The following is a 25265-nucleotide window of genomic DNA, read 5'->3' on the forward strand; positions in this document are numbered from 1 at the left end:
AAAAATGGTATCTGATTCAGGGCAAAGTCGCCGAAAGGTGACGGCGCAAAACTAGAGGGGCTACAGCGATAATACGCCAAGCCAGCCAGTTGCCGGATATCAAGCACTAAAGAGATTATTCCGTACTGGTGGTACGGTTTTTTTTGTTGGAGCCCTTAAATGGATCGGGAAGAAAGGGAGGAATACCCATGCAGCCTTTATTGATCGCTGCCCAAGCCGCTGAATTACTGTCCGGCTCACCACAGGGTCTTTTAGTTCATTCTCGACGTGTTGCATCCCTGGTAGCCTACATTCTTGAGACCGCCCCAAATCTGGCAAATGGCTACAGGCAGGATGAAATCATTCTTGCGGCACTCTTGCACGATCTTGGTAAACTGCATTGGCCTGAAGAGTTCTTTTCCAAGCCCCGCTACCTGCTAAGCAATTCCGACTTCTTCTTGATGGAATCACATCCCTTTAGCAGTGCCAATCTGGCCAGGCAAATAGGGGCACCGGAAAGCGTGGCCACCCTTATAGAGCAACACCACGAAAAAAAAGGGGGTGGGGGCTATCCACGCAAGCTGATAAACCCCGACCCGGTGGCTCTGTTGATCGGCACTTGCGATGCTTATGCGGCCTGCCTTGAACCCAGACCATACAGGCCGGAAACTCTAACACACGCCCAAGCCTTGAAGGAGGCCAGAAAAGTGGGATGTCTCACGTCGGCTGCCATACTGGAGGTATTGCCGGACAGAATCTTAACAAATAGTCTCAAGTTGGGACGACTGTAGGGCTGATTCTTAGCATTTATAGAACTCGGTGGGACCATCGGCTTGGACGAAGAGGCGGTGCTGCTCATCCCGGCCGGGACCCTCAAAGGGGCGGCCGAAGTTGATGTCAGGTCGCAAAAATCCCCCGAACGCTCCAGCACGGCGTCGTTCTGGGTGGGACCTCCACCCCGTATCAGGACTTTCAGGGGCTTCCTTGGCCTTCCAGGTTTTTGACTGAATCGCAGCCGGCTTCTCGCACAATCATCCCGCCGGCACCGGGTCTAGATGCGGCGTCCTTAAAACCGTCGGTGTTGACCCCGCGCAGCTCGAGCACCGCCAGTCTAAAGTTGGTGGATAGCAGCGCCGCATTGGCTGCCGCATGTTCGAGGTCGTCGACCGTGGTAATCTGCATGATTTGCTGCCGCAGCCTGCGAAGGTCGGGAAAGAACCGGTGTATCACGTGCTTTTCCCCGGGCGGTGAGTTGAGAGTCTTCTCCGGGGTCCAATCGTGCCTTTCTACGATTGTGACTTCTTCTTCCGCGGCCTCGAGCCTGCTCTGGACCTCCGGGTGGGTGATGTCGTCCTCGCGGGCGAACCGGATTGCCTCCTTAAGCGTCCCGGCAATCGTGGAAAAGTGTGCTCTTGCGCAAGCAATGCACCCGATGCTGACGTTTTCATCTGCCGCGGGTGATTGCGCAGGGGTTGGTTGTTGTGCGGGAAACGAGTCGCAGTTCGTCAGCCCGTCTATCTGTACAGCCGGCCCGCCGTATTGCGCGGCGGGGTCCAGTACGGCTTCCGGATCTGTAAAACCGCTTTTCACATTTATCACCTGCTTTCCAAAAAACCGTCCCAAATATTTTCCCCGTTTGCGGCGCAATCATTCCCGTGAATCTGAATGTCCTTTTCATAAGGTTTCTTTCCAGTTGACGCTAGAGACACTTCCCCAACTGCTCGTCCCAGCATCTGAGCCCGAAACAGCAAACCCTATCCCTACCCTGGGCCTTAGCCGAATAGAGCGCCTGATCGGCCTCGGCTATAAGCCTGTCGACCGACTGAGGAGCCGCCGGATTAAGAGCCGTGACCCCAAAGCTGGCCGTAACGCGCAGGCTTACGCCGGAATCCAGCTTTACGGGTGTAGACTTGATGCTTTGCCGGAACCGTTCAGCAATCGCCCCTGCTGTTACAATGTCAACTCCCTCAACAAGGATGAGAAATTCCTCGCCGCCGTACCGTCCGAGGAAATCATACACCCGTTTTACCGCGCGCAGTTTTTTAGCTACGTCTTGCAGCACCGTGTCACCGGCCAGGTGACTGTACTCATCGTTAATGCGCTTAAAATGATCCAGGTCCATAAATATTACGCCTACGGGCCTGCCCTCGCGAATACCCCGTGCAACCAGAGCCTCCAGATGCTCCAGTAGGACCCTGCGGTTGGGCAGTCCCGTCAGGGCATCGGTGGACGCCAGGGCCGCGATTTTCTTGTTCGCCTCCTTGAGTTTCTCTTCCAACTCAATGATCCGTATACCGACCTGAACGCGGGCCTTCAGTTCCTCATGGTGAAATGGCTTGGTAATATAATCGTCAGCCCCGGCGCCCAGTCCCTCCACGATGTCGTCCTTACTGCCCTTGGAAGTCAAAAGGATGACGTAAACGTACCCCGCAAGCTGCGAGTGCCTGATGGTCCTGCACAGTTCCAGCCCGTCCATCACAGGCATTATCCAGTCGGCGATCACCAGCCTGATTTCTTCCCTTTGCAGAATCTCCCAGGCCTCGGCGCCATCCCGGGCAACAATGATCGAATGACCCCATTCTTCCAGCGCCTTTTGGACCACACGCGCCGAAACGAGGCTGTCGTCAGCGACCAATATCCTCATTGTTACCATCCTGCCGCTCTCTGTTATTTTCTGTTATTTATTACCTACTTCGCGGTTTTTTAATGTATTCCTCTCTTGTATTCCTCTCTGATCTGAATTACCTTAAACCCTGGGACCCGACCGGCATCCGGCCTTTTTGCCTGAAGGTCTCTTTTTAAAACCGGCTGAGGAAAACCAGAACGGCCGCGCCCGCGGCCGCAAACAGCCAGGCGGTTGCCCAGAGCAGGGTTACCGCTTGGCGTATGGCCGGCGGTCCGGGCGGCGGGTATTCCGCGCCGAGGTACGGTTTTTCCGAAGGTCTCCCGTTGTAAGTCGACGGCCCGCCGAGACAGGCGTTGAGCGCCCCGGCGAACAGCGCTTCTCCGTGGCCGGCGTTGGGGCTGGGGTGAGCCAGGCGGTCCCGCCAGCCCACCCGCCAGGCGTCCCGCGCGGAAAGGCCGGACAGCAGGGCCGCCGGGGGCACGAAAAAGAGGGCCAGCCGCGCCGGGACGAAGGCGGCGAAGTCGTCCAGCCGGGCGGCGGCCCGGCCGAAATCGCGGTACGGCCCGTGCCGGTAACCGATCATCGAATCCAGTGTGCTGACCGCTTTGTAAACCCAGGCTCCCGCCGCTCCGAAGAGCAGCGCGTAAAAAACCGGGCAGAGGACCGCGTCGACCGTGTTCTCGCCCACCGTCTCCACCGCCGCCCGGCGGACCTCCCGTTCATCGAGACCGGCGGTGTCACGCCCGACGATCATCGCCAGCCTTTGGCGCGCGCCCGGCAGGTCGCCACGCTGCAGATATCCGTCCACCGCCAACGCCTCACCGGCTAGCGAATGAGGGGCGACGGCCAGGTAGACGAGCAAGGCTTCCACGGCTAGGCCCCACCAAAAGCCCGCCGCGTACCCCAGTTTAACAAGCAGCCATGCCGCCGCACCGGTTACCGCGATCACACCCATCGCCAGCAGGGTCCCCGACCAGCGCACCGGCAGCGGTAGGCGCCGGATGGACTCGCCGGAGGCGATCAAGTACCCGATCAGCCGAACGGGGTGCGGGAGCTGGGGCGGATCGCCCAGCAGCCGGTCCAGGACCACGGCGGCCAGGATCACTCCGGCCCTATAGGCCAAGAATTCCATCCAGTCGCTCCACCCCGATTCTTTCCGCCAGCAGGTCGGCGATGCGGTCCAGGTCCCTCTGTCGGCGGGCGGCGAACCCCGGCTGCTCGGACGGCCGGGCCGGCAGCCCCGCGAGGCGGCGCACGGCGGCTATCCACTGTGTCCGGTACGTGTCGGAGTCAAAGCAGCCGTGCAGGTAAGTCCCCGCCACATAACCTTCTTCGGCGGCGCAGCCTTCGGGTGCCAGCCCCGTCCCCTGCCCGCCGAGCAGGAAGCACGGCCTGCCCCCGCAGACCTCGGAGAATCCCCTGTGAATTTCGTACCCCCGTACCGAAAGCCCGCCCGGGATCCCCCAAACCCCCTCAGCCGTAACGCCGCGCACCTGAACGGTGCGCTTCTCGGACGCAAAGCGGGTGCGCACGGGCAGCAGGCCCAGCCCCGCCACCGTTTGCCCCCCTTCCCGGATAGTCCGGCCGAGCATCTGGAAACCGCCGCAAATACCCAAAAGTGGCTTTCCCCGGGCGGCGAAATCACGCAGGGCCCGGTCCAGCCCGCGGCGGCGGAGCCAAGCCAGGTCGGCCAGCGTCTCTTTGCTGCCCGGCAGGATAACCGCGTGTGCGCCGTCCAGCTCCTGCGGGCGGTCGACGTAACACAACGCCACCCCGTTCTCGGTCTCGAGGGGCAGGAAATCGGTGTAGTTGGAGATCCGGGGCAGGCGGATCACCGCCACCGCCAGGTCGCCCGGGGCGGGCGCCTTTCCCCGCCCGGAGAGGCCCACCGAATCCTCCTCATCGAGGTGGAGGTCGTGCAGGTAAGGTAATACGCCCAGCACCGGCCGCCCCGTCCGCGCCCCGATTAAAGCCAGCCCGGGCCGCAGGAGTTCCTCGTCTCCCCGGAACTTGTTGACCACGAAACCGGCGACAAGTTCCCGTTCCCTCTCCGCCAGCAGTTCCATCGTCCCGAGCAGGGAGGCGAACACCCCGCCGCGCTCGATGTCCCCGACAAGCAGAACGGAAGCTCCGGCGTAAAGCGCCACCTCCATATTGGCGATGTCGTGCGGCCGGAGGTTGATTTCAGCCGGGCTTCCCGCCCCTTCGGCAAACACGAGGTCCGCATCCGCCCGGAGCCGGTCGAGGGCGGCGGCGGCCAGCGGCCACAGCTTTTCCTTTAAGGCGTAATAATTGGCCGGCTTGTAGACGCCCAGGGGACGACCCAGCAGCACCACCTGGCTGCCCGCCTCCCCCGTCGGTTTCAGGAGAATGGGGTTCATGTCCACGTGGGGCGGAACGCCCGCGGCCTCGGCCTGCAAGGCCTGGGCGCGGCCGATTTCCCTGCCGTCCGGGGTGGCGTAAGAGTTGAGGGCCATGTTCTGGCTCTTGAAAGGCGCCACCCGGAAGCCTCTCCGGGCGTAGAGGCGGCAAAGACCGGCGACGATAAGGCTCTTGCCCGCCGAAGAGGACGTCCCCTGAACCATCAGCACGCGCGCCGTCATACGTTGTCACCCCGCAAAAAACCTGATAAGACTTCAAGCAGCCGGTCGTTCTCGTCAGCCCTGCGCAGCCCCATACGGAAGTGACGTGCCGAAAGCCCGGCGAAAGTGGAGGCGTTCCGCACCGCCATGCCATGTCGCAGCAGACAGGCGTTCAGGGCTTGGACTTCGTAACCGTCGGGCAGCGCGCAGAGCAAGAAGTTCGCCTCCCCGGAGAAAACGCGGAGCCCCAGCCTCTCCAGTGCGGCCGTTACCCGTGCCCGCTCGGCCGTCACAAAGGCCCTGGTCTCTGCAGCGTAAGCCGTTTCGGCGAGCAGCCGGCCGACGAGGTGCTCGCCCAAGCCGTTTACGCTCCAGGGGTCTTTCGCCGCCAGGAGCCGCCGCACCAGGTCTCCTGTCCCGACGAGGTAACCGAGCCGCAGCCCGGGCACGGCGTAAAACTTGGTCAGCGAACACACCGCCGCCACCCCGGGTACGGGCGGCAGGACCGGCGAAGACCCCTTTGCGGGGTCTACAAAAGCCAGAAACGACTCGTCAAATACCCAGTAAACCCCGGGACGGGTCTTACGCAAGCGCTCCAGCGCCTCCCGCGGCGGAAGCTGACCGGTGGGATTGTTCGGATAGCCGACAAAGACCACGTCGCCCGGCTCGGGCGCAAGCGCCTCCCACAACGGTTCAAAACGTCCATCCACGACCCGCGAGGGCGCCGCCGCCACCGGAAGGCCGCAGGCCTCGGCGGCGCCGCGGTATTCCGAATAGCACGGTTCTATAACCCAGACCCGGCCCGGCCGCAAGGCGCGTACCAGGAGACCGATCAGCTCGGTTGCACCGTTTCCCACCAGCACCTCTCCCGGGTCAAGGCCGAGAAATGCCGCCAGGGAACGGCGCGCGGGAGCCGCATCAAGAGAAGGGTAACGGGTTATCAAGGGAAGGGCGTCCCGCAACAGTTCGGCGACACAATCCGGGGGCCCGAGCGGGTTGAGGCTTACGCTGAAATCTATAGTGACGCCCGTCATGGCGCCGCCGTGATCCCACTTCACAGTCCCACCCCTAAAACACGCACTAAGCGTTAAGCATCAAGCATTAGGAGATTATAGAAAAGCCCACAGCAAACAGCTCACTGCTTTTCCAGCAAGCGCTGCAGCACTTGGCGGGCTGAGGCGAAGTGCAGGTGCAGGTAAGAGCCGAAAACGGACCCGGCCTGCCAGCCCTCCTTGCGGGCTTGCATCCCATAAGCCTGGCGGACAACTAGGCAGGCCCGGCTGCCGGGCACGGGGTCGGCTTCCGAGTAGTGAAAAACATGGCCCCGGACCTCCTCGCCGGCCCTTAGAATCAAGTTGTCATACAGGGCCCGGGCCACGACGTAACCCAGAGAAAGCCGCCGGCCGGCCATGCCGGCGCGCACCGGGAGCAGACCGACCATTGGGTGGTAACGGCCCTCCAGGTCGGTCAACCCCTCCCCCAGGTAGATCAAGCCACCGCACTCGCCGTAGATCCGCCCTCCCGCCGCCGCGTAGGACCTGACGGTGGTTAGCATCGCCCGGTTGGAGGCCAGCGCCCCGGCGTACAGTTCTGGGTAACCGCCGCCGAAGTAGAGCAGGGCGCAGCCGTGGGGCAGGCGGTCGTCGTGGAGAGGGCTGAAGAAAATCGGTTCGGCGCCGTGGTGACGCAGGATGTCCAAGTTGTCAGCGTAAAGAAAACTGAAGGCCTCATCGCGGGCCACCCCCACCCGCACCGTCCCTGCCGAAGCGTCTCCTGCAAAAATCCGGGGGTTCACCCGGGGCAGGGCCGGCGCCGTCCCGGCCAGCCGCTGCAAGACGGCAAGATCCACGTGCTGCTCGACGATGTCGGCCAGCCGCTCGTACACCGTTTCCCAGTCGCTCTCCGCTCCGGTAAAAAGCCCAAGGTGCCGTTCCGGGATCTTCAGCTTCTCTTCCCTTGGGATCACTCCGAGGACGGGCACCCGGCAATAGCGCGCAACGGCTTCGGTGACCAGGCCGGCGTGCCGTGCCGAGCCGGCGCGGTTGAGGATGACCCCGGCGACATGCACTTCGGGATCAAGGGCCTTAAAGCCCAGGACGACAGCCGCCGCGCTGGCTCCCTGCCGTGAGATGTCGACGACCAGGATGACGGGCGCCCGCAGCATCTTGGCCAGTTCGGCGCTGGAGGCCCGCGTGGTGCCGTCCCCCAGCCCGTCGTACAGGCCCATTACCCCTTCCAGGATCGCGATGTCTGTTCCCGCGACAGCCCGCTGGAACAGCTCGCGCGAAGCCTCGTCACCGATGAGCCAGGTGTCCAGGTTGCGCGACGCCCTGCCGGCGGCGCGCGTGTGGTGGCCCGGATCGATGTAGTCGGGCCCCGCCTTGAAGGGCTGCACCGCCAAGCCCCGCCGCCTCAACGCCCGAAGCAGACCCAGGGTCAGGGTCGTCTTCCCCTGCCCGCTCGATGGTGCGGCCACGAGCAGGCGCGGCACGTTAATCATCGTGGGCTCCCCTGTCGAAGTAGCCGCGGGGTGTAATCATGAACCCGCGCCAGGTGAAGGTCCGCGTGTTGCCCACGATGAGCAGCGTCAGCATGTCGGCGTCGTCCGGAACCAGTTCGGCCAACGTGACGACGCGCCTCTCCTGCCCCTCCCGGAAAGCGTTGCGGACGATGCCCGCCGGCGTCCCGGGCGGGCGCGTTTCCCGCAGGATGTCCAGGGTCGCCATAAACGGCTCGACGCGCGTCTGCGAGCGCACGTTGTACAGGGCAAGGACAAAGTCGGCCTCGGCGGCCGCCCGCACCCTCCTCTTGATAAGGTCGATGGGGGTGAGGAGGTCGGAAAGGGAGATCACCGCGTGGTCGTGGGCCAGCGGCGCCCCCAGGAGCGCCGCCGCGGCAAGGCCGGCCGTCACGCCCGGGATGACCTTAAAGGGCAGCACCAGGTCGCGGCGGGCTAGTTCCTCGAGGACCAGACCGGCCAGCCCGTAAACCCCGGCGTCACCGCTTGAAACCAGGCACACCCGGTGGCCGGCAAGGGCCGCGGCGGTGGCCTCCCGGACCCGCTCGACCTCCCGGCGCATTCCGCTCTTGATCAGTTCTTTCCCCGCCAGGTGTTCCCGGACGAGGTCGAGGTAAAGAGGGTAGCCGGCCACCACCTCGGCTTCCGCTATGGCGGCGCGGGCGGCAGGCGTCAGGTGCTCGGCGTCCCCCGGCCCGATCCCGGCGACCACAAGCGATCCTCGGCCAGGGCCACCGTCACCTGGTCCGCCACCAAGCGCGGCAGGATGATCCGGCCGTTGCGGGCGGCTAGAAAGGCGCATGGTTCAGCAACTCCTCCCACGTCAAAATACTTGCGGGCGCAGCGCGACTCGCTGAACAACCTGTCAACGCCCCGGATGGCCTCCCGGCCGAAAACCCGCAGTCCCGCACCCAGGGCGGAGCAAGCCTCAAGGATGCCCGGCTCGCCGGCCTTGAAATCGGCGGTGGCCACAACCCGAATATCATTCTTCTTCCGCCCCGCCAGGGCCAGCCCCCGTTCGATGGCCGCCATAATCGCCGGCGCACCGGCGCCCCAGCGGCAGCCTAGCCCGACGACAAGCGTCCGGTGGACCTCGCTGCCGGTGGTGACCACCGGTTCGGCCTCCACCGCGGCCGCCACCCGGTAAGCCAGCCCGTTGGCGCCGCCTTCATGTCCGGCGAGCAGGCTGATCGCGTAGCGGGCAGCGGTATCCAGGACCACCACCGGGGGGTCGCGTCGCTTGTCTTCCGGCAGGCCCGACAAAAGGCGCACGGCGATGCCTGCGGCCATGACCAGCACCAGCCCGCGGCCTTCCCCGAACAATTGCCTAACCACGTTACCCGCCGAACCCTCGTATCCCACGACGGCTCCGGGACGCGGCGGTGCCGGTTGAACAACTGACAATCGAACCGGAACGTACAGGAAGGCCCCGAGGGCTTCGGCCACCGCCGCGCCAGGGGCGAAGCCCGCCTCGTTGACAACCACTACCGCCAGCGGCCGGTTATCCTTCACCCCGCAAACGCTCCTTCGAATAAAGATAGCTGGCCCCGCCGTCCTGCTCCAGGAAGGACCCGACCAGGATCAGGGCATGCCGCTCAACCCCCGACTCCCGGACGGCTGCGGCCAGATCCGCGAGGCGGCAGCGGATAATCCGCTGGTCGGGCCAGGTCGCCCGGTAAACCACGGCCGCCGGGCATTCGGCGCCGTAGGCGGGGAGTAAATCGTCCTGTACTCCCGCCGCGTCGGCGGCGCTCAAGTACAGCGCCAGGCTGGCCCGGGCCGCGGCCAGCCGCGCCAGGCTTTCGCTTTCGGGCACCGGCGTGCGCCCCGCCCGGCGCGTCAGGATCAGGGTCTGCGAGCCCCCGGGAAGGGTGTATTCCTTACCCAGCAAGGCTGCCGCCGCGAAGCAGGCGCTGACCCCCGGCACCACCTCGTAAGGAATGCCCAGGCGCTCCAGGGCGCGGACCTGTTCGGCGAGGGCCCCGTAAAGCGAGGGATCTCCGGTGTGCAGCCGGGCGACATCGCGTCCCGCAGCCGCGGCTTCGGTGATCACGGCCAATTGCGCCTCCAGGTCCAGCCGGCTGGCGTCGTGCTTCTCTGCGTCGGCCCGCGCCCAGCGCAGGATTTCCGGGTTGACCAGGCTGCCCGCGTAAATGACCACTGGGCAGCGCTCCAGAAGGCGCTTCCCCCGCACCGTGATCAGTTCGGGGTCCCCCGGCCCGGCGCCGATGAAATAAACGGTCAAGACACACGCCCCCCTTTTTTGCGCACCAGGATCACCGACAGGTAACCGTGTTCGCCCTCCGGCAGGGATTGCAGGTCCGACGTAAGGTACTCCTCCGGCTGGGAAACGTGGCTGGCGAAGACGGCGTGTCCGTCCAAGCCCATTTCGCGCAGCAGGTTGATCACGGCGGGCAGCTGCTTGGCAACCTTCATCAGTACCACCGTCTCGAACTCTTCCAGGACTTGCCGCACGGGTGCCAGGTCACCGCGAGGCACCGGCACCACCGCAATTCGCTCGTCCTTCTCGCCCAAGGGGAAGTTGGCGGCGGACGCCGCCGCGGCATAACTGGTGATACCCGGGACCGAGTGGATCAGTCCCGGCGCAAGCCTCTGGCGCAGCTCCCGCAGGACGTAGCAGTAGGTGCTGTAGGTAAGGCAGTCCCCCAGCGTCAGGAAGACCACCTTCTCCCCCCGCCGGACCCTTTCGGCGATTTTCTCGGCGGCCGCCGCCCAGTAAGGTGCCAGTTCCCGCTCGTCACGGCGCATGGGGAACTCGCATTCCAGTACGGGTTTTTCACCTATGAACGGGCGGGCGATTTCCAGGGCCAGGCTCTCCCCGGCCAGGCTGGACTTCGGCACGACCACGCAGTCCGCTTCCTCGATAAGGCGTTTCGCTTTCAGCGACATCAGCTCCGGGTCCCCGGGGCCAAGCCCGACGCCCCAGAATGATCCCTGCGTTTCACCTCTCACTCTTCCGCCTCCGTCAAAATCAATACACTTCGACCGGGACCTTCAAAACGTCCGGCCAGTTCAGTGACCGTCCCGGCCATCCGCCCTTCCGTAGGTCGCCCCAGGTCCCAGAAAACGTGAGCCCGGCGGTGCCCCGCCGTATTCCGAAGTACACCAAAGATTTTCCCGGGTGTCCAGGCCGGTGAACAAAGTACGGCGGCGGTAGACACAGTAGCCAGAGCGCCTAGGACAAGCTCTGCCTCTTCCTCGGAAACGCCGTGCAAACTGAAAACCCGAGCGTTTTCCCAAGGAAGGCCCAGACGTGCAAAGGCAAGTTGCACTGAACTCACCCCAGGAACAACCTGTACCCTTTCCCGGCCGAGAAGGCGCGCCACCGGGCCGGCCAGGCTGTGCAGCCCGGGATCGCCCGTCACCAGGAGCGCCACGCGGCATTCGTCCATGCGGGAAAGGATCAGGGCCGCCACCTGCCGGGCGTCGGGGCCTGTCACCACCCGCTCGCCCTGGGCCTCCGGGAAGAGGTCGAGCAGAAACCGGGGGCCGCAGAGCAAGTCCGCCTCGGCTACCGCCGTAAGGGCCTGCTGCGTCAAATACTCCGCCCCGCCCGGCCCGCAACCCACGATGGTCAGTTTCCCCCGTTCCGGTTTCATGGCGCCTCCCCCACGATGTTCCCCTGCAGGTCGCAGAGATGCACCGCCACGTAAGGTCCCGGGCCCAGCCTTTCTTGCACGAGAACCCTGATCCTGGACGCCAGCATCCCGAGTAAACGGCCGTACCCTTCATTAATCAGCGCCTGCTGGATCGCTTCCACCGTCGACAGTTCCCCCAAACGCCGGATGAGGTCTTCCGGCAGGCCGGCAGCAGCACAGAAGTCGATGATGGCGCCGTTGGCCGGCCCGGCAAATCTGGAGTGCGTCTGCCAGTCCCCGTTCAGGATCTTGGCCAGCTTACCCGGGTGCCCGACGAGGACGATCCGGGCAAAACCCCGCTGGGATGCCTCGTCGAGCATGAAACCCAGGAAGTCGCTGACCTCAACGATCTGCTCCTCCGCGGGCGGCGGCTGCAAGCGCCGCGCCGCCCGGCGGCCGATGTTGCCCGGGACCAGGCAGACCTCCCCGCAGCCGGAGGCGCGCAGGACGTCCAGGAGCGGCGGGAGCGAGCGCCGCAGGGCGTCGAGGCTGCGCGGCTCGACATAGCCGGTGGTGCCGAGAATCGAGATGCCCCCGGCAATGCCCAGCCGCGGATTAAAGGTGCGCCAGGCGACATTATCCCCTCCCGGAACGGAAACGGTAACCTTCCAGCCCCCGCCGGTGGGAACAAGGCCGGCCAGCGCGCCGGCGATCATCGCCCGCGGCACGGGATTGATCGCGGCCTCGCCCACCGGGACGGGAAGGCCCGGTTTGGTGACGCGCCCCACGCCCTCCCCCCCGTCGATGACAACGCCCGGGGCGGCGGCAAATTCGACGTGGGCGTGGATGGCCATCCCGTCGGTTACGTCGGGGTCATCACCCGCATCCTTAATCACGCAACACTGGGCGGCGGACGTGCCGCGGAAGACCGCATGCACCGGGAGGGTTACCTGTTCACCGCCGGGCAAAAGAATCGCGACCCTTTCGGGAAAGCGCCCCTCGAGCAGCCAGAGGGCGGCGCCCCGCGCCGCCGCCGCCGCGCACGTTCCGGTCGTGTAACCTCGCCGCAGGCCGCTGTTGCGGCAAAATCGTTTTTGTCCCCTCCCCCGGCCGCCACCGCCGTTCATTCCCCTCGCCCGCCGGCGCAAAAATCGGGGAGCACTTCCACGAACTCGCCCTGCCCGGGCGGTACCGGGTACCGGGCACGGTCGGGCACCTTGATCTCGCGCACGTCGGGCAGGCTTAGTGACTCCTGCACGCGGCGCGCCAGGATGTCCGCGAAGACCGGGTCGCAACCCAGATGCCGCCCGTAGACGATCCTTATGCCGGGGTAATCCGCCGCCAGCTTCTGCAGTTCGCCGGGGATGTCGACGAGGATGTGCAGCCCGGCGTGCAGGAAGTAGGGGATAACAATGATCTCCACGGCGCCGTCGGCGACACAGGCCGCCAGGGTTTCGGGCAGGTGTGGTCCCAGGCGGGAGAGAAAACAAACCCGCACCAGCGGGATTCCGGTGATCTCCCGCAGCATCCCCGCCAGGATTTCCATTTCCCGGGCTGCTTCGGGCACGCGGCTCCCGTGTCCTAACAGAATTATTGCGCGCATCAACAGCACCTCGTTTTCAAATCGTCAGTCGTTAGACATCGGTAGTCGGCCCTTGATCGCCGGCGGTCAGCACGGCCAGGGCGTGCAGCGCCGCCACCGCCAGGGTGCTTCCTCCCCGCCGCCCGGCCAGGCAGATATAAGGCACGTCCAGCTCCATCAGTTCCCGCTTGCTTTCCTCCACGTGGATGAAGCCTACCGGCATGGCCACCACCAGGGCCGGCCTGACCTCCCCTTCCCGGATCATCCTGTTCAGTTCCAGGAGGGCCACCGGCGAATTGCCTACCAGCGCGATACCCCCTTCAAGGATAGGGCGGGCCATGCGCACCGCGAAGAGCGAGCGCGGCAGGCCGGCGGCCCGGGCCTCGTCCATCACGGCCGGATGGGCGATCAGGCAGTGAACGTGTTCCGCCGTGTAGGCATGACATGCCCGCCGGAGCCGGCCGAGGGAAATCCCCGCCCTGATCATATCGGCGTCGGCGAAGATACAGGCGCCCCGCTTCAGCGCCCTTATCCCGGCCTCGACGGCTCCCGCTGAGAAGTGCACCGTTCCCACCAGGCCGAAGTCCGCCGTGGTATGGACGAGCCGCCGCACCACGCTCCATTCTTCGGGGCTGTAACTGTGAAGCGGCGCTTCCGCCTCGATCCGGCGGAAGGACTCGGCCTCGATCTCATCCCCCGACACCGGTCGCTCGTAGAGGGCGTATACCCGGCTCTTCTGCGGCAAGCCCCCCGGCGTCGTCGGTGTGTCCTTCGCCCCGCTGACCCCGGCGACTCCCGGCGCCGCGCCCACGCTTCCTTCCGGCGGCATCCTGCCGGCGCCGAGGCCGTCCTCCAAGGCCCTCAGAAGGGCTTCCCGGTGCAACGGGGGCTTCTCGCCGTCAGCCACCCAGCCCCTGCGGCGGACCTCTTCAAAAAGGTCCAGCAGCCACGGCCTGACCAGTCCGGCGGCGGCCAGAAGGACCTGGTTCCTGAAAACCTCCGCCGGCGGCCCTTGTCCGACGACCCGTCCTCCGGCAAGCACCAGGCACCAGTCGGCAGCGGTATAAGCCAGGTCAACGTCGTGAGTGGAGAAGAGCACGGTCTTCCCTCCGGCCTGCAGGCGCCGCAGGAGTTCAACCATTTCCGAGGCCCCCTGCGGGTCGAGCCCGGCCGTGGGCTCGTCAAAGATCAGGACCTCCGGTTCCATGGCCAGCACGCCCGCCAGTGCCGCCCGCTTCTTTTCACCGTGCGACAGCGCATGCGTCGGGCGTTCCACCAGATCGGCGATGCCCGCCGCGGCAAGCGCTTGTTCCACACGCCGGCGCGCCTCGGTCTCGGAAAGACCAAGGTTAAGGGGGCCGAAGGAAACGTCCTGGTAGACGCTGGCCGAAAAAAGCTGGGCGTCGGGGTCCTGGAAAACCATCCCGACCCGGCGGCGCAAAAATTGCAGGGCACGACGGTCGTAGGACAGGGGCCGGCCGTCAAAATACACGCTTCCCTCGTTCGGTCTGTGGACGCCGACCAAGTGCAGAAAGAGCGTCGTCTTGCCCGCCCCGTTTGCACCCAGGACGGCGATCCTCTCTCCCCGGCGCAAAACCGCGCTGACGCCCCGCAGCCCGGGCGTGCCGTCCGGATAGCGGTAAGTCACTCCCCGCACTTCAAAAACCGCGTCGTGCACTAGCCAACCCCCGCAGTCACAACAGCCAGGACAAGCAGCCACCCGCCCATGACCGCCGACAGTACCACATTGCGCGCCGATAAGCGGCACGGCCTCTCCAGCACGTTTAAACGGCCTTCGTAGCCCCTCGTGGCAAGGGCGACCTCCAGGCTGCGAGCGCGGTCTTGAGTCCGCACAAAGAGATTGGTGAGCAGGCAGCCGGCCGATCGGCAGCCGGCGCCCGGCGTGCTGTAACCCAGACGCAGCGCCTGAGCCTTCTGCATCGTCAACCCGGTTTCCAGAAGAATGAACACAAAACGATAGATGAGGGCCAGGAGATCCAAGAACAGCGTCGGTACCCGGCAGCGCCTTAAGAAACCGATTATGTCGGGCATCGGCGTGGACAGAGCAAGGAAGCACATACAGGAGACAGCACCCAAGGAACGGGCCATAACGTTACGCGCTTGGGCCAGTCCGTCTGACGTAAAACCCACATAAGCACTACCAAGCGTTATCCAGTAACCCTCCCCCGAAGGTGCAAAGGTCACTGAAAGGGCTATAGCAGGCAGGCTGGCGGCCAGGAACGCGACAGGCACCAGCAGGAGGCGCAGATAAACCCGCCAGGGTACAAGAGCCACGGCCAGGATCAGGACGGACATAGACCCGAAAACCAATACCGGTACCCACCAGGACTTCGCCACCAGGCAGGCGGCGAGCGCCGGGAGCACGAGCACGCCTTTTTCCAGGGGGTGCCTGCGCGCCAGGGGACTGGCGTATGCCCACCGGTCAATCAATTGCCTCACCCCCCGCTGTGTTTGCGGCCGAAGTAGTAGCCGATGAACCCCGCGCCCATGGCGGCCTGCAAAGTGAAAAGCAAGCTTTCGATCTCCCCGGACGGCGGTTCCCAGAAGGGTTTGGCCCAGGGTTCGTAGTCGGGCCTTATTTCCTTGATTATCTCTTCGGCCTTCCCGTCCGCCCCAACGAACATTTCTTTGTCAGGATCACCGGTTCCGGAAACCAGGAAGAAGGGCAGGACGGCCAGTAAGAAAATACCAAAGACGAGCAGCACGTTCTTTGTAAATCTGTTCAACTTCCTGAACCTCCCGGAAGCACCGCCAGATCGCGCAACTGCTTTTCGCTGTATCTGCGCAGGGCTCCAAACACCAGCACGGTGAGCAGCCCCTCGCTGATAGCCAGTGGTAGCTGGGTGACGGCAAAAACCGTTCCGAATTTGACCAGGGAGGCCATAAACCCGCCGACAGGATCGGGAAAAGCCAGGGCCAACTGTACGGATGTCGTAACGTAAGTCATCAGGCTACCGCCGGAGGCCGCCATAAAAACGGCCCAACTGAAGGGCATGTGCAGCAACCGGCAGAGGCGGAACAATCCGTACGCCACAAAAGGTCCTACAACAGCCATTGAAAAGGTATTGGCTCCCAAAGTGGTGATGCCTCCATGGGCCAGCAGCAACGCCTGCAGCAACAACACGCAGCAGCCGATGACCGACATCACGGTGGGTCCAAAGAGAATTGCGCCCAACCCGGTACCAGTGGGATGGGAACAGCTCCCCGTAACGGAAGGGAGTTTCAGCGCGGAGAGCGTAAAGGTAAATGCGCCTGAAAGACCCAAGAGCATTTTTGTTTCGGGCTGAGAACGGACTTTCTTTTTTATGGAGTACAGCCCGTGCGCAACAAAGGGCGCCGAGGCCGCCGCCCAAGCCAGCGCGTGGCCGATGGGCAGAAAACCTTCCATAATATGCATGATGACCATCCTCTCTTTTTGCCAAATAGGGCGAAAAACAAATCCCTGATCCGTTAGTGAACGAATCAGGGATTACGTATTCAATCCCGGCATCACCCCCATACCCCCTTAGTCCGCGAGGCGGGTATGTTCTCCACCCTGGGCAGGTCTTCTGGCTTCCGGATCGTCCTACGGCCACACCTTCCCGGCGGTTTTACCGCCAGTGGGTCTGCTGTGGCTTTCGTACCCGGTTACAGCGGCGGGTCCGCACCGGATTCGCACCGGCTTCCCTATTCTCCCCGCCGTTAAGCGGGGCACCCAGGATTACTACATTTATACATTAATGTTATAGATGGTGTTTGTCCAAAGTATAAGAGTCGTTGAACCGGTTGTCAAGCGCAATGTGTCGGAATGCGCACTGACAATCAATCAGAGATGTGGCTGGGAATCCGGCTGGTTGTGTTTTTTGATGGGGTTAACGGCGCTTGTTCTTCAAGACAAGAATTTCACCTGCCAGTGTTTGTCAAGCCTTTCGTCCTGGCGGTCCTAAGGCTTTTCACGATCTGTGGCATACCGCGGCCACGATGATGCTCAAAGACGGTGTGAACGTCAAGATCGTGTCAGAGGTCCTGGGACACGCCAGGGGCATGTGCTGCCCGGCATGCAGGAGGAGGTCAGAAACAGGTGTTGATGAAGTATGACGCTCAGGTAATGACGGGGGCAAAAACGAGAGGACCTGCACCGCTCGGTTGCAAAATGGTTGCAGATCCTCGCTCAGCTGGGGTTCGGTAAAACCCCGGTATCCTTGATTTTACTGGTGGGCGCGGCAGGTGTCGAACCTGCGGCCTCTTGAATGTGAGTCAAGCGCTCTCCCCCTGAGCTACGCGCCCGTACAATTTGCATTATAGCACGATTCAACCCGCCGCGCAAGTCCCGACGGCTCTTCGTGCTATTGGCCTGTGATATTGTCACCTCATAAGCGGTCTGAGAAAATGTCACCCATGAAGGGAGACGTTTTCTTGAAACCCAAGGAAGCCAGGAGACTAGGTATTATGGAACGGGTCCTTGCAGGCAAGGTATCCATTCGGCAGGCTGCCGTCCTCCTTGGTCTCAGCGAACGTCAGGTTATGCGCCTCAAGAAAGGAATGAAACAGGAGGGTGAGGCTTTCCTCGTCCACAAAAACCGAGGCCGTAAACCAAAACACGCTATAACCCACGACGTCCGGGACCGGATCATCAGCCTCGCCTCAGAAGAACTCAAGGACGCAAGTTGCGAGCATATGGCTGAGCTGCTTGAGGAACTATATGAAATTTCGATCTCGGGCCGCAGCTTGCGTCGCATATTCAAGCAGGCCGGTATCAAGAATCGGCACAGCCGCCGAGCCAAGCGGCGGAAACGGCGCTCCCGCGAGCGCATGCCTCAAGAAGGGCTTTTGGTCCAAAGCGACGCCAGCCCGTACGCCTGGTTTGAAGATCGTGGCCCCAAGGCCTGCCTCCACGGTAATATTGATGACGCCACCGGTAAGATCCTGGCACTTTGGTTCCGGCCCGAAGAGGATCTGTACGGTTACTTGATGGTCTTAAACCTAACGGTCATAAATCACGGAATCCCGGTGAGCCTCTATACGGACGGCCACTCCATCTTCTTCTCACCGAAGAAGGACAAGTTGTCCATTGATGAGGAGCTGGCCGGCAAAACCGTTGCCCTGACCCAGTTCGGTAAGGCCCTGGAGGAATTGGGAATCAATCATATTCAGGCACGCTCTCCCCAAGCCAAAGGGCGTATAGAACGTTTGTGGGAAACCCTGCAGAGCCGTCTGGTGATAGAGATGCGCCTGCGAGGGATCTCCAACATTGAAGACGCGAACGCCTTTCTCCCGGTCTTTATTGAGCGCTTCAACGCCCGCTTCGCCGTTTGGGCCGCCGATCCGGAACCGGCCTTTAAACCCGCACCCACCAGTGAACGGCTCAACGAGATTATTGCCTTTCGGGAAGAGCGTACGGCTTCCAATGGTTCCACGATCTCGTTTCACTGTAAGACTTACCAGCTTATCGATGTCAAAGATCAAGCAGTTAGCCTGGCGCCCAGGGCGAAGGTTACGGTCCTTACTCATCTGGACGGGACGATAAGCGCCAAGTATGGCGATAAGGTGTTTTCGCTAAGGGAGTTCGTTCCCCAGCCGGCACCTAAGGCGGAGATCCGTCAAGCCAAGCCCCGCCGGGAACCTGCTCCGGTGACTGCGGATCATCCCTGGCGCCAGATTTCTCCCATAGCGCCCAAGCCTTCAACACCAGTGGAAGCGTACCTGGAAGCCAAGAGAAAGCGCTTCCGCAAGTACGCCTTTTAAATGAGCAACCTTGAAACCCTTGAGTCACCCGTCACCTCTCGCCTGGCCGGCCGTCAAGGGGCCGCGTCCGCGGCGGCGTAGCCCTTGCCCTTGACGGCCAACAGGCGAGAGGAATAATCTTGGACGGCGGTTTCAAAGGTGACATTTCCTCAGACCATTTTAACGATTACAAAGGTGACATTTTCTCAGTCCAAGTTAGTGTGTTTTAGGGTGACATTTTCACTGGCCATTGACAGTCCCGACGGCTCTTCGCCCATCTGCTGTTGGCACCGCCGCCCGTATGTCCGCAGTTGCGGCGTGCCTCCCTTATTTGTTTAACGGAACGGATTGGGGGCGGTCCGGGACGGGAAAGGACGGTCGGGCTCTCCGTTTGAATACCTTTTCTACCTCGATGGCAAAGAACACCACGACCGACAGAGCGAGCGTGAGCGCCAGTTCGTGGAACGTAAGCGGCGTTGTGTCAAATATACCGTTTAAAAACGGCAGATACACGACCGCCATCTGAAGTAGAACGACAAGAAGAATCGCACCCAGGAGCGATCTGTTGCTGAAGGCGCCCATAGTGAAGAGCGATTCATTCTCCGAGCGCATGGCCAGGATAGCCGCCATTCTTCCTAGCACCAGGGCGGTGAACACCATGGTCTGCCACGCCAGCCCCGCGCTCATACTGTAGGCCTGAAAAAGCAGCACCGATACGCCGATTACCAGCCCGAAGAGGATAATGAAAAGACCGCGGTTTTGAGCGAAGACTCCCTCGTCCGGCCTTCGGGGGGGACGGCGCATCACATTGCTCTCGGCGGGTTCCCCGGTCAAGGCGAGTCCGGGAAGGCTGTCGCACAAGAGGTTCATCCACAATATCTGTAGTGGTAAAAGGGGAAGGGGCAGTCCAAAAAATGGAGCAAGGAACACGGCCCAAACGGTCCCCGCATTGCAGGTCAGAGAGTATTTCATAAATTTAAGAATGTTGTCGTAAATGCGCCGTCCTTCCTTCACCGCTTTTACGATCGTCGCGAAGTTGTCATCAAGGAGAATCATGCTCGACGCCTCCTTGGACACGTCCGTTCCGGTGATTCCCATGGCGACTCCGATATTGGCCCGCTTGAGCGCCGGTGCATCGTTCACACCGTCACCCGTCATGGCGACGAACTGGCCCCGGTCCTGCAGAGCCCTGACGATCTTGAGTTTTTGCTCCGGTGCCACGCGCGCATAAACCCGGATGTGTTCCACCCGCTCCTCGAACGCCTCCTGCGGCAGTTTTTCGAGGTCCCTGCCCGTCATAACCGTCTCCGCGCCGTCCGTCACGATGCCGACGCGCTTCGCAATGGTAAGAGCCGTGGCCGGGTGGTCACCCGTGATCATCACGGGCGTGATACCAGCCGACCGGCAGATGGCAACGGCCTCCTGCGCCTCCTGCCGGGGCGGATCCATTAAGCCCACAAGACCGATCAAGGTGAGTCCGGTCTCCACGCCGGCGGGTGAAAGGTCGTCGGGCAGACTGTCCCAGATCCGCATCCCAAAGCCCAGGACCCGCAGCCCGTCCGCGGCCATCTGTTCACTCACGCAAAGAAGTTCGGACGGAATGGAGGGGGTCTCGCCCTGCGGCGTGAGTATCCGCTCGGTTTGCTCTAACACCACCTCGACTGCGCCTTTCGTGAATGAGACGACCTTCCCATCGTTCCAGGCATGAAAGGTGGTCATGAGCTTTCGATCCGAATCAAAGGGCAACTCCGCGAGGCGCGGATACTTTTTCTCCATCTCGGCCTTGGCGAACCCGCTCTCCTCCGCCAGAGTAAAGAGCGCAACCTCGGTGGGATCGCCGATTACGGAGCCACCGGCGTCGGCCTTTACATCGTTCGACAGACTCATCGCCGTGAGCAACGTGGCAAAGGAGACACCAACGGCGGATGAAGGAGCACCGCGCAGTTCTTCGGCCGCCGCCAAGCGTCCGTCGACGTACACCTCTTCCACCGTCATCTTGTTAAGCGTGAGGGTGCCGGTCTTGTCCGAACAGATATAGGTTACAGAGCCGAGAGTTTCGACAGCCGGCAGTCTTCGAATAAGGGCATTTTGTTTTACCAGCTTCTTTGCGCCGATGGCCAGAGTGATGGTAATAACGGCGGGCAGGGCCTCGGGTATGGCCGCTACGGCAAGGCTGATGGCTGTGAGCAGCATAAGAAAGACAGGTTCTCCGCGCATCAGGCCCGCAATGAATATTATAGCGCAGATCACGAAAATGGCTGCCGCAAGCCGCTTGCCGAAAACTGCAAACCGCTGCTGAAGCGGGGTTTTCGCCGCTTCCTCCTCCTGAAGCAGGGTCGCGATTGTCCCCATTTCCGTGTCCATGCCCGTGGATACGACGACCCCTGAGCCGCGGCCATAGGTGACCACGGTCCCCAGATAGGCCATGTTCTTTCTGTCGCCCAGGGGAAGATGGGCGTCGTGGAGTTTCTTTGTGTGCTTTTCCACGGGAACGGATTCGCCGGTCAATGCCGCCTCGTCCATCTGGATATTCGCCGTTTCCACCAAGCGCAGGTCCGCGGGTACGACCTGGCCTGCCTCCAGCAACACCAGGTCCCCGGGGACAAGTTCGGCCGCCTTGACCTGCACGGGCACGTTGTCTCGCACAACAGTGGCGAGGGGCGCCGCCATTCGTTTCAGCGCCGCCATGGCCTCTTCGGCCCGGTACTCCTGAATGAAGCCGATGATTGCGTTTAAAATCACGATGGCGAGAATCGCCAGGGAGGCGGTGGGCTTACCGACGACGCCGGCAATGACCGCGGCAATGATCAGCACGATGACCAGGAAGTCCTTGAACTGGTCCAAGGCCATCATGAGCGGCGTCCTTTTTTTCTTTTCTTCCAGCTCATTGCGGCCGTAGACGGCAAGGCGCTTCCGGGCCTCGTCCGAGGTCAGCCCCTTCTGCGATGTCTTGAGCTCCCTAAGCGTTTCTTCACTGCTCAGGCAGTGCCACTGTGTAGATGCCGGCAAGGACGATCTCTCCTTTTCGTCTGGGACAAACCCTCTTAAATATACCTGCCGTGGTGCTGTCATTTCAGCAAAAAAACAACCCTTACCCAGCGAACACTTACACGAAAGCGTCTCGCCAGGTAAAGGTCTTGCTCATCAGACATAGTAAGATGTATATGCCCTGACCTGCGGCACCGGTCCACGCTAAGTGAAACGTGCTGACGATGACCGCTGCTGGGAGCTACTCCCCTCTACCTAACTTACTTAATATAATAATTCTGTGAGCCTGTCAAGATGTTTTCGGGTGGGGCTGTCCGCGCTCCAGGGCTTGGAGCGCATCCTTCCCACGACCGGTCAATTCCCAGGTGACCCCGTCGCCGACGACCAGCCCCAGGCGGGCCAAGGCTTCCAGCTCCCGGCGGGCCACGTACTCACCGGGGCTGTCCAGAAAGGCGGCCGGTACCCGGGCCAACTCCTCCGGTGCCAGCCGGAGACTGTAAGCGATGTCGCCCTCGTCGGCCTCGCCGACGAGGTTCAGGAACACCAAAATGTCCATCTGCCGGGGCGTGGGCTCGCCTGCAAACCCGGCCTCAGGTTCCGGGGCACGGCCACCCGAGGCCAGCGGCTCAGGGCTATCCACCGGCTTTGCGATACCCGGGGCTTCGCTGTCCCGGTGCCGCGCGTTGTTTTCTTCCGTCATTTCAGCGGCCTCCTACCGGCTTCACGTGAAAAAGGGGTCAGACCCCAGGGGGAGAGGGGGCCAGACCCCTCTCCCCCCGCGCAGACCCTTTTTCACAGGTCCCCGGTTCTCCTGCAAGTTAGGGGTCAAAGGGACGTCGCTTCTCAAGCTCGCATTCAGTCCCATATGTTCACCGTATTAACGGACGACAATGTTGACGAGTTTGCCGGGCACCGGCACGACCTTGACGATCTCTTTCCCCGCTACCAGCGCCTGAACCCGGGGCTGTTCCAGCACAGTGTCCCGCATCGCTTCCGGGGCGATGTCGGCCGCGACCATCAGGCGGTCGCGCACCCGCCCGTTGATCTGAACCACGATCTCCACCTGGTCCTCGACCAGAAGCTCAGGGTCGTATTCCGGCCAGGGCTCCCGGTGGATGCTCTCCGGATGCCCCGTGCGCGCCCACAGCTCGTCGGCCAGGAACGGGGCAAACGGCGCCAGCAGGAGCAACAGTCGCTCCACCGCCTCCCGCATGACGGCCGGGTCCCGGTTTACCGGCGCCACCCGGTCGCGGAAGTGGTACATCCCGTTGACCAACTCCATCGCCGCGCTGATAGCCGTGTTGAAGTTGAAGCGGGTTTCGATGTCCTCGGTCACTTTCTTGATGGTCTGGTGGGTCAGCCGGCGCATGCTCCGGTTCACCCCGACCAGGTTGGCCGACGGCACGGGCGCCGCCCCCCGGATTTCGTCCGCCACAGAGTTCACCAGCCGCCAGACCCGCTGCAGGAAGCGGTAGCAACCCTCCACGCCCTGGTCGGACCACTCCAGGTCGCGCTCGGGCGGGGCGGCGAAAAGAACGAACAGCCTGGTGGTGTCGGCCCCGTACCGGTTGAGGATGTCTTCCGGGCTGACCACGTTCCCCTTGGACTTGGACATCTTGGCCCCGTCCTTCAAGACCATGCCCTGAGTAAGCAAGTTGGTAAATGGTTCCTGGACCTTCACCAGGCCCATATCGTACAGTACCTTGGTGAAAAAGCGCGAGTACATCAGGTGCAGGATGGCGTGCTCCACCCCGCCGATGTACTGGTCCACCGGCAGCCAGCGGTCGACCCGCTCCAACCCCCACGGCCCGTTTTCCTCCCGGGGACTGGTGAACCGGAAGTAGTACCAGGACGAACACATAAAGGTGTCCATGGTGTCGGTTTCCCGCCGGGCCGGCCCGCCGCACGTAGGGCAGGTGGTGTTCACGAAGTCCGGTGACTCAGTCAGGGGGGACCGCCCGGTCGGCTTGAAAGCCACGTCCTCGGGCAGGAGCACCGGGAGCCCTTCCTCGGGCACCGGCACCACGCCGCACCCCTCACAGTACACGATCGGGATCGGCGCCCCCCAGTACCGCTGGCGGGAAATCAGCCAGTCGCGCAGGCGGTACTGCACCTGAAACCGGGCCGCGCCGCGGGCCTCCAGGTACCGGGTGATAGCCGGAATCGCCTCCGCGTTCGCCATCCGGTCAAAGCCCGGAGTGTTCACCAGACGCCCCGGCCCGGTGTAGGCCTGGGACATGGTGTCCCCGTCCAGAAGATCCCCCTCCGGCTGGATGACCACCCGGACCGGGAGTCCGTACTTGCGCGCGAATTCAAAGTCCCGCTGGTCGTGGGCCGGGACACCCATCACGCAGCCGGTCCCGTATTCCATCAGCACGTAGTTGGCCACGAACACCGGCACCTGCTCCCCGGTGAGAGGGTTCACACAGTATGCGCCGGTGAAAAGGCCCTCCTTTTCATGTTCTCCCGCCGTGCGATCCAGCTCGCTTAAGCTCCGCGCCCGCTCGGTGAAGGCTTCCACCGCGGCCCGGTGCTCGGGGGTGGTCACCCTAGACACCAGCGGGTGCTCGGGAGCGATGGTCATATAGGTCACCCCGCCCAGCGTGTCCGGGCGGGTGGTGAAGACCCGGATCGCCTCGTCCGTCCCCGCCAGCGGGAAGGCGATCTCGGCGCCGGTGCTGCGGCCGATCCAGTTCTCCTGCATGACTTTCACCTTCTCCGGCCAACCCGGGAGCTTCGCCAGGTCTTTCAGGAGGCGGTCGGCGTAGGCGGTGATCCGGAAGAACCACTGTTCCAGTTCGCGCCGTTCAACGGCAGTCTTGCACCGCTCGCAGCCCCCGGCCACCACTTGCTCGTTGGCCAGCACTGTGGCGCAGGAAGGGCACCAGTTGACCGGCGCCTTGGCCTTGTAAGCCAGGCCCCGGTGGTAGAACTGCAGGAAGAGCCACTGCGTCCACCGGTAATACCCCGGGTGACAGGTTGCGAGCTCCCGGCGCCAGTCGTAACTCACACCCAGGAGCTTGAGCTGGGTGCGCATGACGTTGATGTTGTCCCAGGTCCACCTGGCCGGGGGGACGCCGTGTTGAATGGCCGCGTTCTCCGCCGGCAGCCCGAAGGCGTCCCAGCCCATGGGGTGCAGAACGTCGTAGCCGCGCATCGTCTTGAAACGGGCCACCACGTCGCCGATGGCGTAGTTGCGCACGTGTCCCATATGCAAGTTTCCCGAAGGGTAGGGGAACATCTCCAGGCAGTAGTACTTGGGACGGTTCGAAAAGTCCGGCACATGATAGATGCCCTCGGTTTCCCACCTGCGGCGCAGTTTCTCTTCAATCTCGGCGAAAACGTACTTCTCTTCCACCCGGCGAACCTCCGTTGGGGATAGAATATAGAATATAGAATTCAGAATCCAGAATTCAGGAGTTAGGAGCCAGGAATCGATTCAGAGTAGAGCCAACAGCATGGCACTTGGTCCGTTTTCCACCACCGTATACGTGTAAAGTACAGTGGAAACAGAGGTGCACAAGTACGTCCGGTTCTGCGGCAGTTGCGCAGTCCGTCGGCCGTATACCCTGGTTGTGTATGATATCTGAATTCGGTACCCAGGCCTTGGCGTGGAAGTCCGCCCACCGCTGCCGCTCTTATACCGGATTCTCTCTGTATTCTACCT

Annotated in this window: 22 protein-coding genes, 1 tRNA gene and 2 riboswitches; of the genes, 2 read left to right on the top strand and 21 right to left on the bottom strand. The window is 62.7% G+C overall.

The genetic code is table 11. The features are described from left to right. Positions 1 to 10: 10 nt before the first annotated feature. A riboswitch (cyclic di-GMP riboswitch) is annotated at positions 11 to 97 on the top strand. A gap of 91 nt (positions 98 to 188) precedes the next feature. Beyond that, the gene (locus tag DAUD_RS11690) at positions 189 to 770 is read left to right on the top strand and encodes an HD-GYP domain-containing protein (RefSeq protein WP_049752611.1); all 582 of its coding nucleotides are present in this window, start codon (positions 189 to 191) and stop codon (positions 768 to 770) included. A 181-nt stretch (positions 771 to 951) separates the two neighbouring features. Here DAUD_RS11690 and DAUD_RS09330 read toward each other — a convergent pair whose 3' ends face one another. The 18 genes from DAUD_RS09330 to DAUD_RS09415 all read right to left on the bottom strand — a co-directional run bounded on the left by DAUD_RS09330 (position 952) and on the right by DAUD_RS09415 (position 17173). Continuing rightward, a complete protein-coding gene (locus DAUD_RS09330) occupies positions 952 to 1569 on the bottom strand; it encodes a hypothetical protein (protein ID WP_041570929.1) in 618 nt (205 codons plus the stop codon). Positions 1570 to 1678: 109 nt separating this feature from the next. Continuing rightward, the gene (locus tag DAUD_RS09335) at positions 1679 to 2623 is read right to left on the bottom strand and encodes a GGDEF domain-containing protein (RefSeq protein WP_012302915.1); all 945 of its coding nucleotides are present in this window, start codon (positions 2621 to 2623) and stop codon (positions 1679 to 1681) included. A 154-nt stretch (positions 2624 to 2777) separates the two neighbouring features. Beyond that, entirely contained in the window at positions 2778 to 3737 is a 960-nt protein-coding gene (gene cbiB / locus DAUD_RS09340; RefSeq protein WP_012302916.1) for an adenosylcobinamide-phosphate synthase CbiB, read from the bottom strand. Continuing rightward, positions 3718 to 5208, bottom strand: coding sequence for a cobyric acid synthase (locus DAUD_RS09345; RefSeq protein WP_012302917.1), 1491 nt, complete (start codon positions 5206 to 5208; stop codon positions 3718 to 3720). The genes cbiB and DAUD_RS09345 overlap by 20 nt, the downstream gene beginning before the upstream one ends. After that, the gene (locus DAUD_RS09350) at positions 5205 to 6245 is read right to left on the bottom strand and encodes a pyridoxal phosphate-dependent aminotransferase (protein WP_012302918.1); all 1041 of its coding nucleotides are present in this window, start codon (positions 6243 to 6245) and stop codon (positions 5205 to 5207) included. The genes DAUD_RS09345 and DAUD_RS09350 overlap by 4 nt, the downstream gene beginning before the upstream one ends. Before the next feature lie 77 nt (positions 6246 to 6322). Beyond that, complete coding sequence (locus tag DAUD_RS09355) at positions 6323 to 7687, bottom strand: cobyrinate a,c-diamide synthase (RefSeq protein ID WP_012302919.1); 1365 nt, start codon at positions 7685 to 7687, stop codon at positions 6323 to 6325. Beyond that, on the bottom strand, positions 7680 to 8417 hold the full coding sequence (gene cobJ, locus DAUD_RS09360; RefSeq protein ID WP_200858747.1) for a precorrin-3B C(17)-methyltransferase: 738 nt from the start codon (positions 8415 to 8417) through the stop codon (positions 7680 to 7682). The genes DAUD_RS09355 and cobJ overlap by 8 nt, the downstream gene beginning before the upstream one ends. After that, positions 8378 to 9217: a cobalamin biosynthesis protein gene (locus DAUD_RS12655; protein ID WP_012302921.1), complete on the bottom strand. Its 840-nt coding sequence runs from the start codon at positions 9215 to 9217 to the stop codon at positions 8378 to 8380. Before DAUD_RS12655 ends, cobJ begins: the two co-directional genes overlap by 40 nt. Continuing rightward, positions 9207 to 9950 carry a precorrin-4 C(11)-methyltransferase gene (gene cobM / locus DAUD_RS09370; protein ID WP_012302922.1) on the bottom strand — a complete coding sequence of 248 codons (744 nt, stop codon included), beginning with the start codon at positions 9948 to 9950 and terminating at the stop codon, positions 9207 to 9209. The genes DAUD_RS12655 and cobM overlap by 11 nt, the downstream gene beginning before the upstream one ends. Next, positions 9947 to 10678 (bottom strand): precorrin-2 C(20)-methyltransferase, encoded by a 732-nt coding sequence (gene cobI, locus DAUD_RS09375; RefSeq protein WP_012302923.1) that lies wholly within the window; start codon positions 10676 to 10678, stop codon positions 9947 to 9949. The genes cobM and cobI overlap by 4 nt, the downstream gene beginning before the upstream one ends. Further along, on the bottom strand, positions 10675 to 11325 hold the full coding sequence (gene cbiE / locus DAUD_RS11695) for a precorrin-6y C5,15-methyltransferase (decarboxylating) subunit CbiE (protein ID WP_012302924.1): 651 nt from the start codon (positions 11323 to 11325) through the stop codon (positions 10675 to 10677). Before cbiE ends, cobI begins: the two co-directional genes overlap by 4 nt. Continuing rightward, positions 11322 to 12431 (bottom strand): cobalt-precorrin-5B (C(1))-methyltransferase CbiD, encoded by a 1110-nt coding sequence (gene cbiD / locus DAUD_RS09385; protein WP_012302925.1) that lies wholly within the window; start codon positions 12429 to 12431, stop codon positions 11322 to 11324. The genes cbiE and cbiD overlap by 4 nt, the downstream gene beginning before the upstream one ends. Then, positions 12428 to 12907 carry a sirohydrochlorin chelatase gene (locus tag DAUD_RS09390; RefSeq protein ID WP_012302926.1) on the bottom strand — a complete coding sequence of 160 codons (480 nt, stop codon included), beginning with the start codon at positions 12905 to 12907 and terminating at the stop codon, positions 12428 to 12430. The genes cbiD and DAUD_RS09390 overlap by 4 nt, the downstream gene beginning before the upstream one ends. A 31-nt stretch (positions 12908 to 12938) precedes the next feature. Continuing rightward, a complete protein-coding gene (locus DAUD_RS12660; protein WP_012302927.1) occupies positions 12939 to 14564 on the bottom strand; it encodes a precorrin-8X methylmutase in 1626 nt (541 codons plus the stop codon). Further along, positions 14564 to 15337, bottom strand: a complete 774-nt coding sequence (cbiQ, locus tag DAUD_RS09400; RefSeq protein ID WP_012302928.1) for a cobalt ECF transporter T component CbiQ — start codon at positions 15335 to 15337, stop codon at positions 14564 to 14566. The genes DAUD_RS12660 and cbiQ overlap by 1 nt, the downstream gene beginning before the upstream one ends. A gap of 5 nt (positions 15338 to 15342) precedes the next feature. Beyond that, the gene (locus DAUD_RS09405; protein WP_012302929.1) at positions 15343 to 15633 is read right to left on the bottom strand and encodes an energy-coupling factor ABC transporter substrate-binding protein; all 291 of its coding nucleotides are present in this window, start codon (positions 15631 to 15633) and stop codon (positions 15343 to 15345) included. Beyond that, a complete protein-coding gene (locus tag DAUD_RS09410; protein ID WP_012302930.1) occupies positions 15630 to 16304 on the bottom strand; it encodes an energy-coupling factor ABC transporter permease in 675 nt (224 codons plus the stop codon). The genes DAUD_RS09405 and DAUD_RS09410 overlap by 4 nt, the downstream gene beginning before the upstream one ends. A gap of 124 nt (positions 16305 to 16428) precedes the next feature. Continuing rightward, positions 16429 to 16620, bottom strand: a riboswitch (cobalamin riboswitch). Between the two features lie 478 nt (positions 16621 to 17098). After that, a tRNA-Val gene (locus DAUD_RS09415) sits at positions 17099 to 17173 on the bottom strand. 129 nt (positions 17174 to 17302) lie between these two features. Here DAUD_RS09415 and DAUD_RS09420 point away from each other — a divergent pair. Beyond that, positions 17303 to 18631, top strand: a complete 1329-nt coding sequence (locus tag DAUD_RS09420; protein WP_012302931.1) for an ISNCY family transposase — start codon at positions 17303 to 17305, stop codon at positions 18629 to 18631. Positions 18632 to 18937: 306 nt separating this feature from the next. Here DAUD_RS09420 and DAUD_RS09425 read toward each other — a convergent pair whose 3' ends face one another. The 3 genes from DAUD_RS09425 to leuS form a co-directional block, all read right to left on the bottom strand. Beyond that, the gene (locus DAUD_RS09425) at positions 18938 to 21619 is read right to left on the bottom strand and encodes a cation-translocating P-type ATPase (protein ID WP_012302932.1); all 2682 of its coding nucleotides are present in this window, start codon (positions 21617 to 21619) and stop codon (positions 18938 to 18940) included. A gap of 268 nt (positions 21620 to 21887) precedes the next feature. Then, positions 21888 to 22298 carry a hypothetical protein gene (locus tag DAUD_RS09430; protein ID WP_012302933.1) on the bottom strand — a complete coding sequence of 137 codons (411 nt, stop codon included), beginning with the start codon at positions 22296 to 22298 and terminating at the stop codon, positions 21888 to 21890. Positions 22299 to 22475: 177 nt separating this feature from the next. After that, positions 22476 to 24956 (bottom strand): leucine--tRNA ligase, encoded by a 2481-nt coding sequence (leuS, locus tag DAUD_RS09435; protein ID WP_012302934.1) that lies wholly within the window; start codon positions 24954 to 24956, stop codon positions 22476 to 22478. Between the last annotated feature and the right edge of the window lie 309 nt (positions 24957 to 25265).

The sequence above is a fragment of the Candidatus Desulforudis audaxviator MP104C genome (assembly GCF_000018425.1).
Classification (GTDB): Bacteria; Bacillota; Desulfotomaculia; order Desulfotomaculales; family Desulforudaceae; genus Desulforudis; species Desulforudis audaxviator.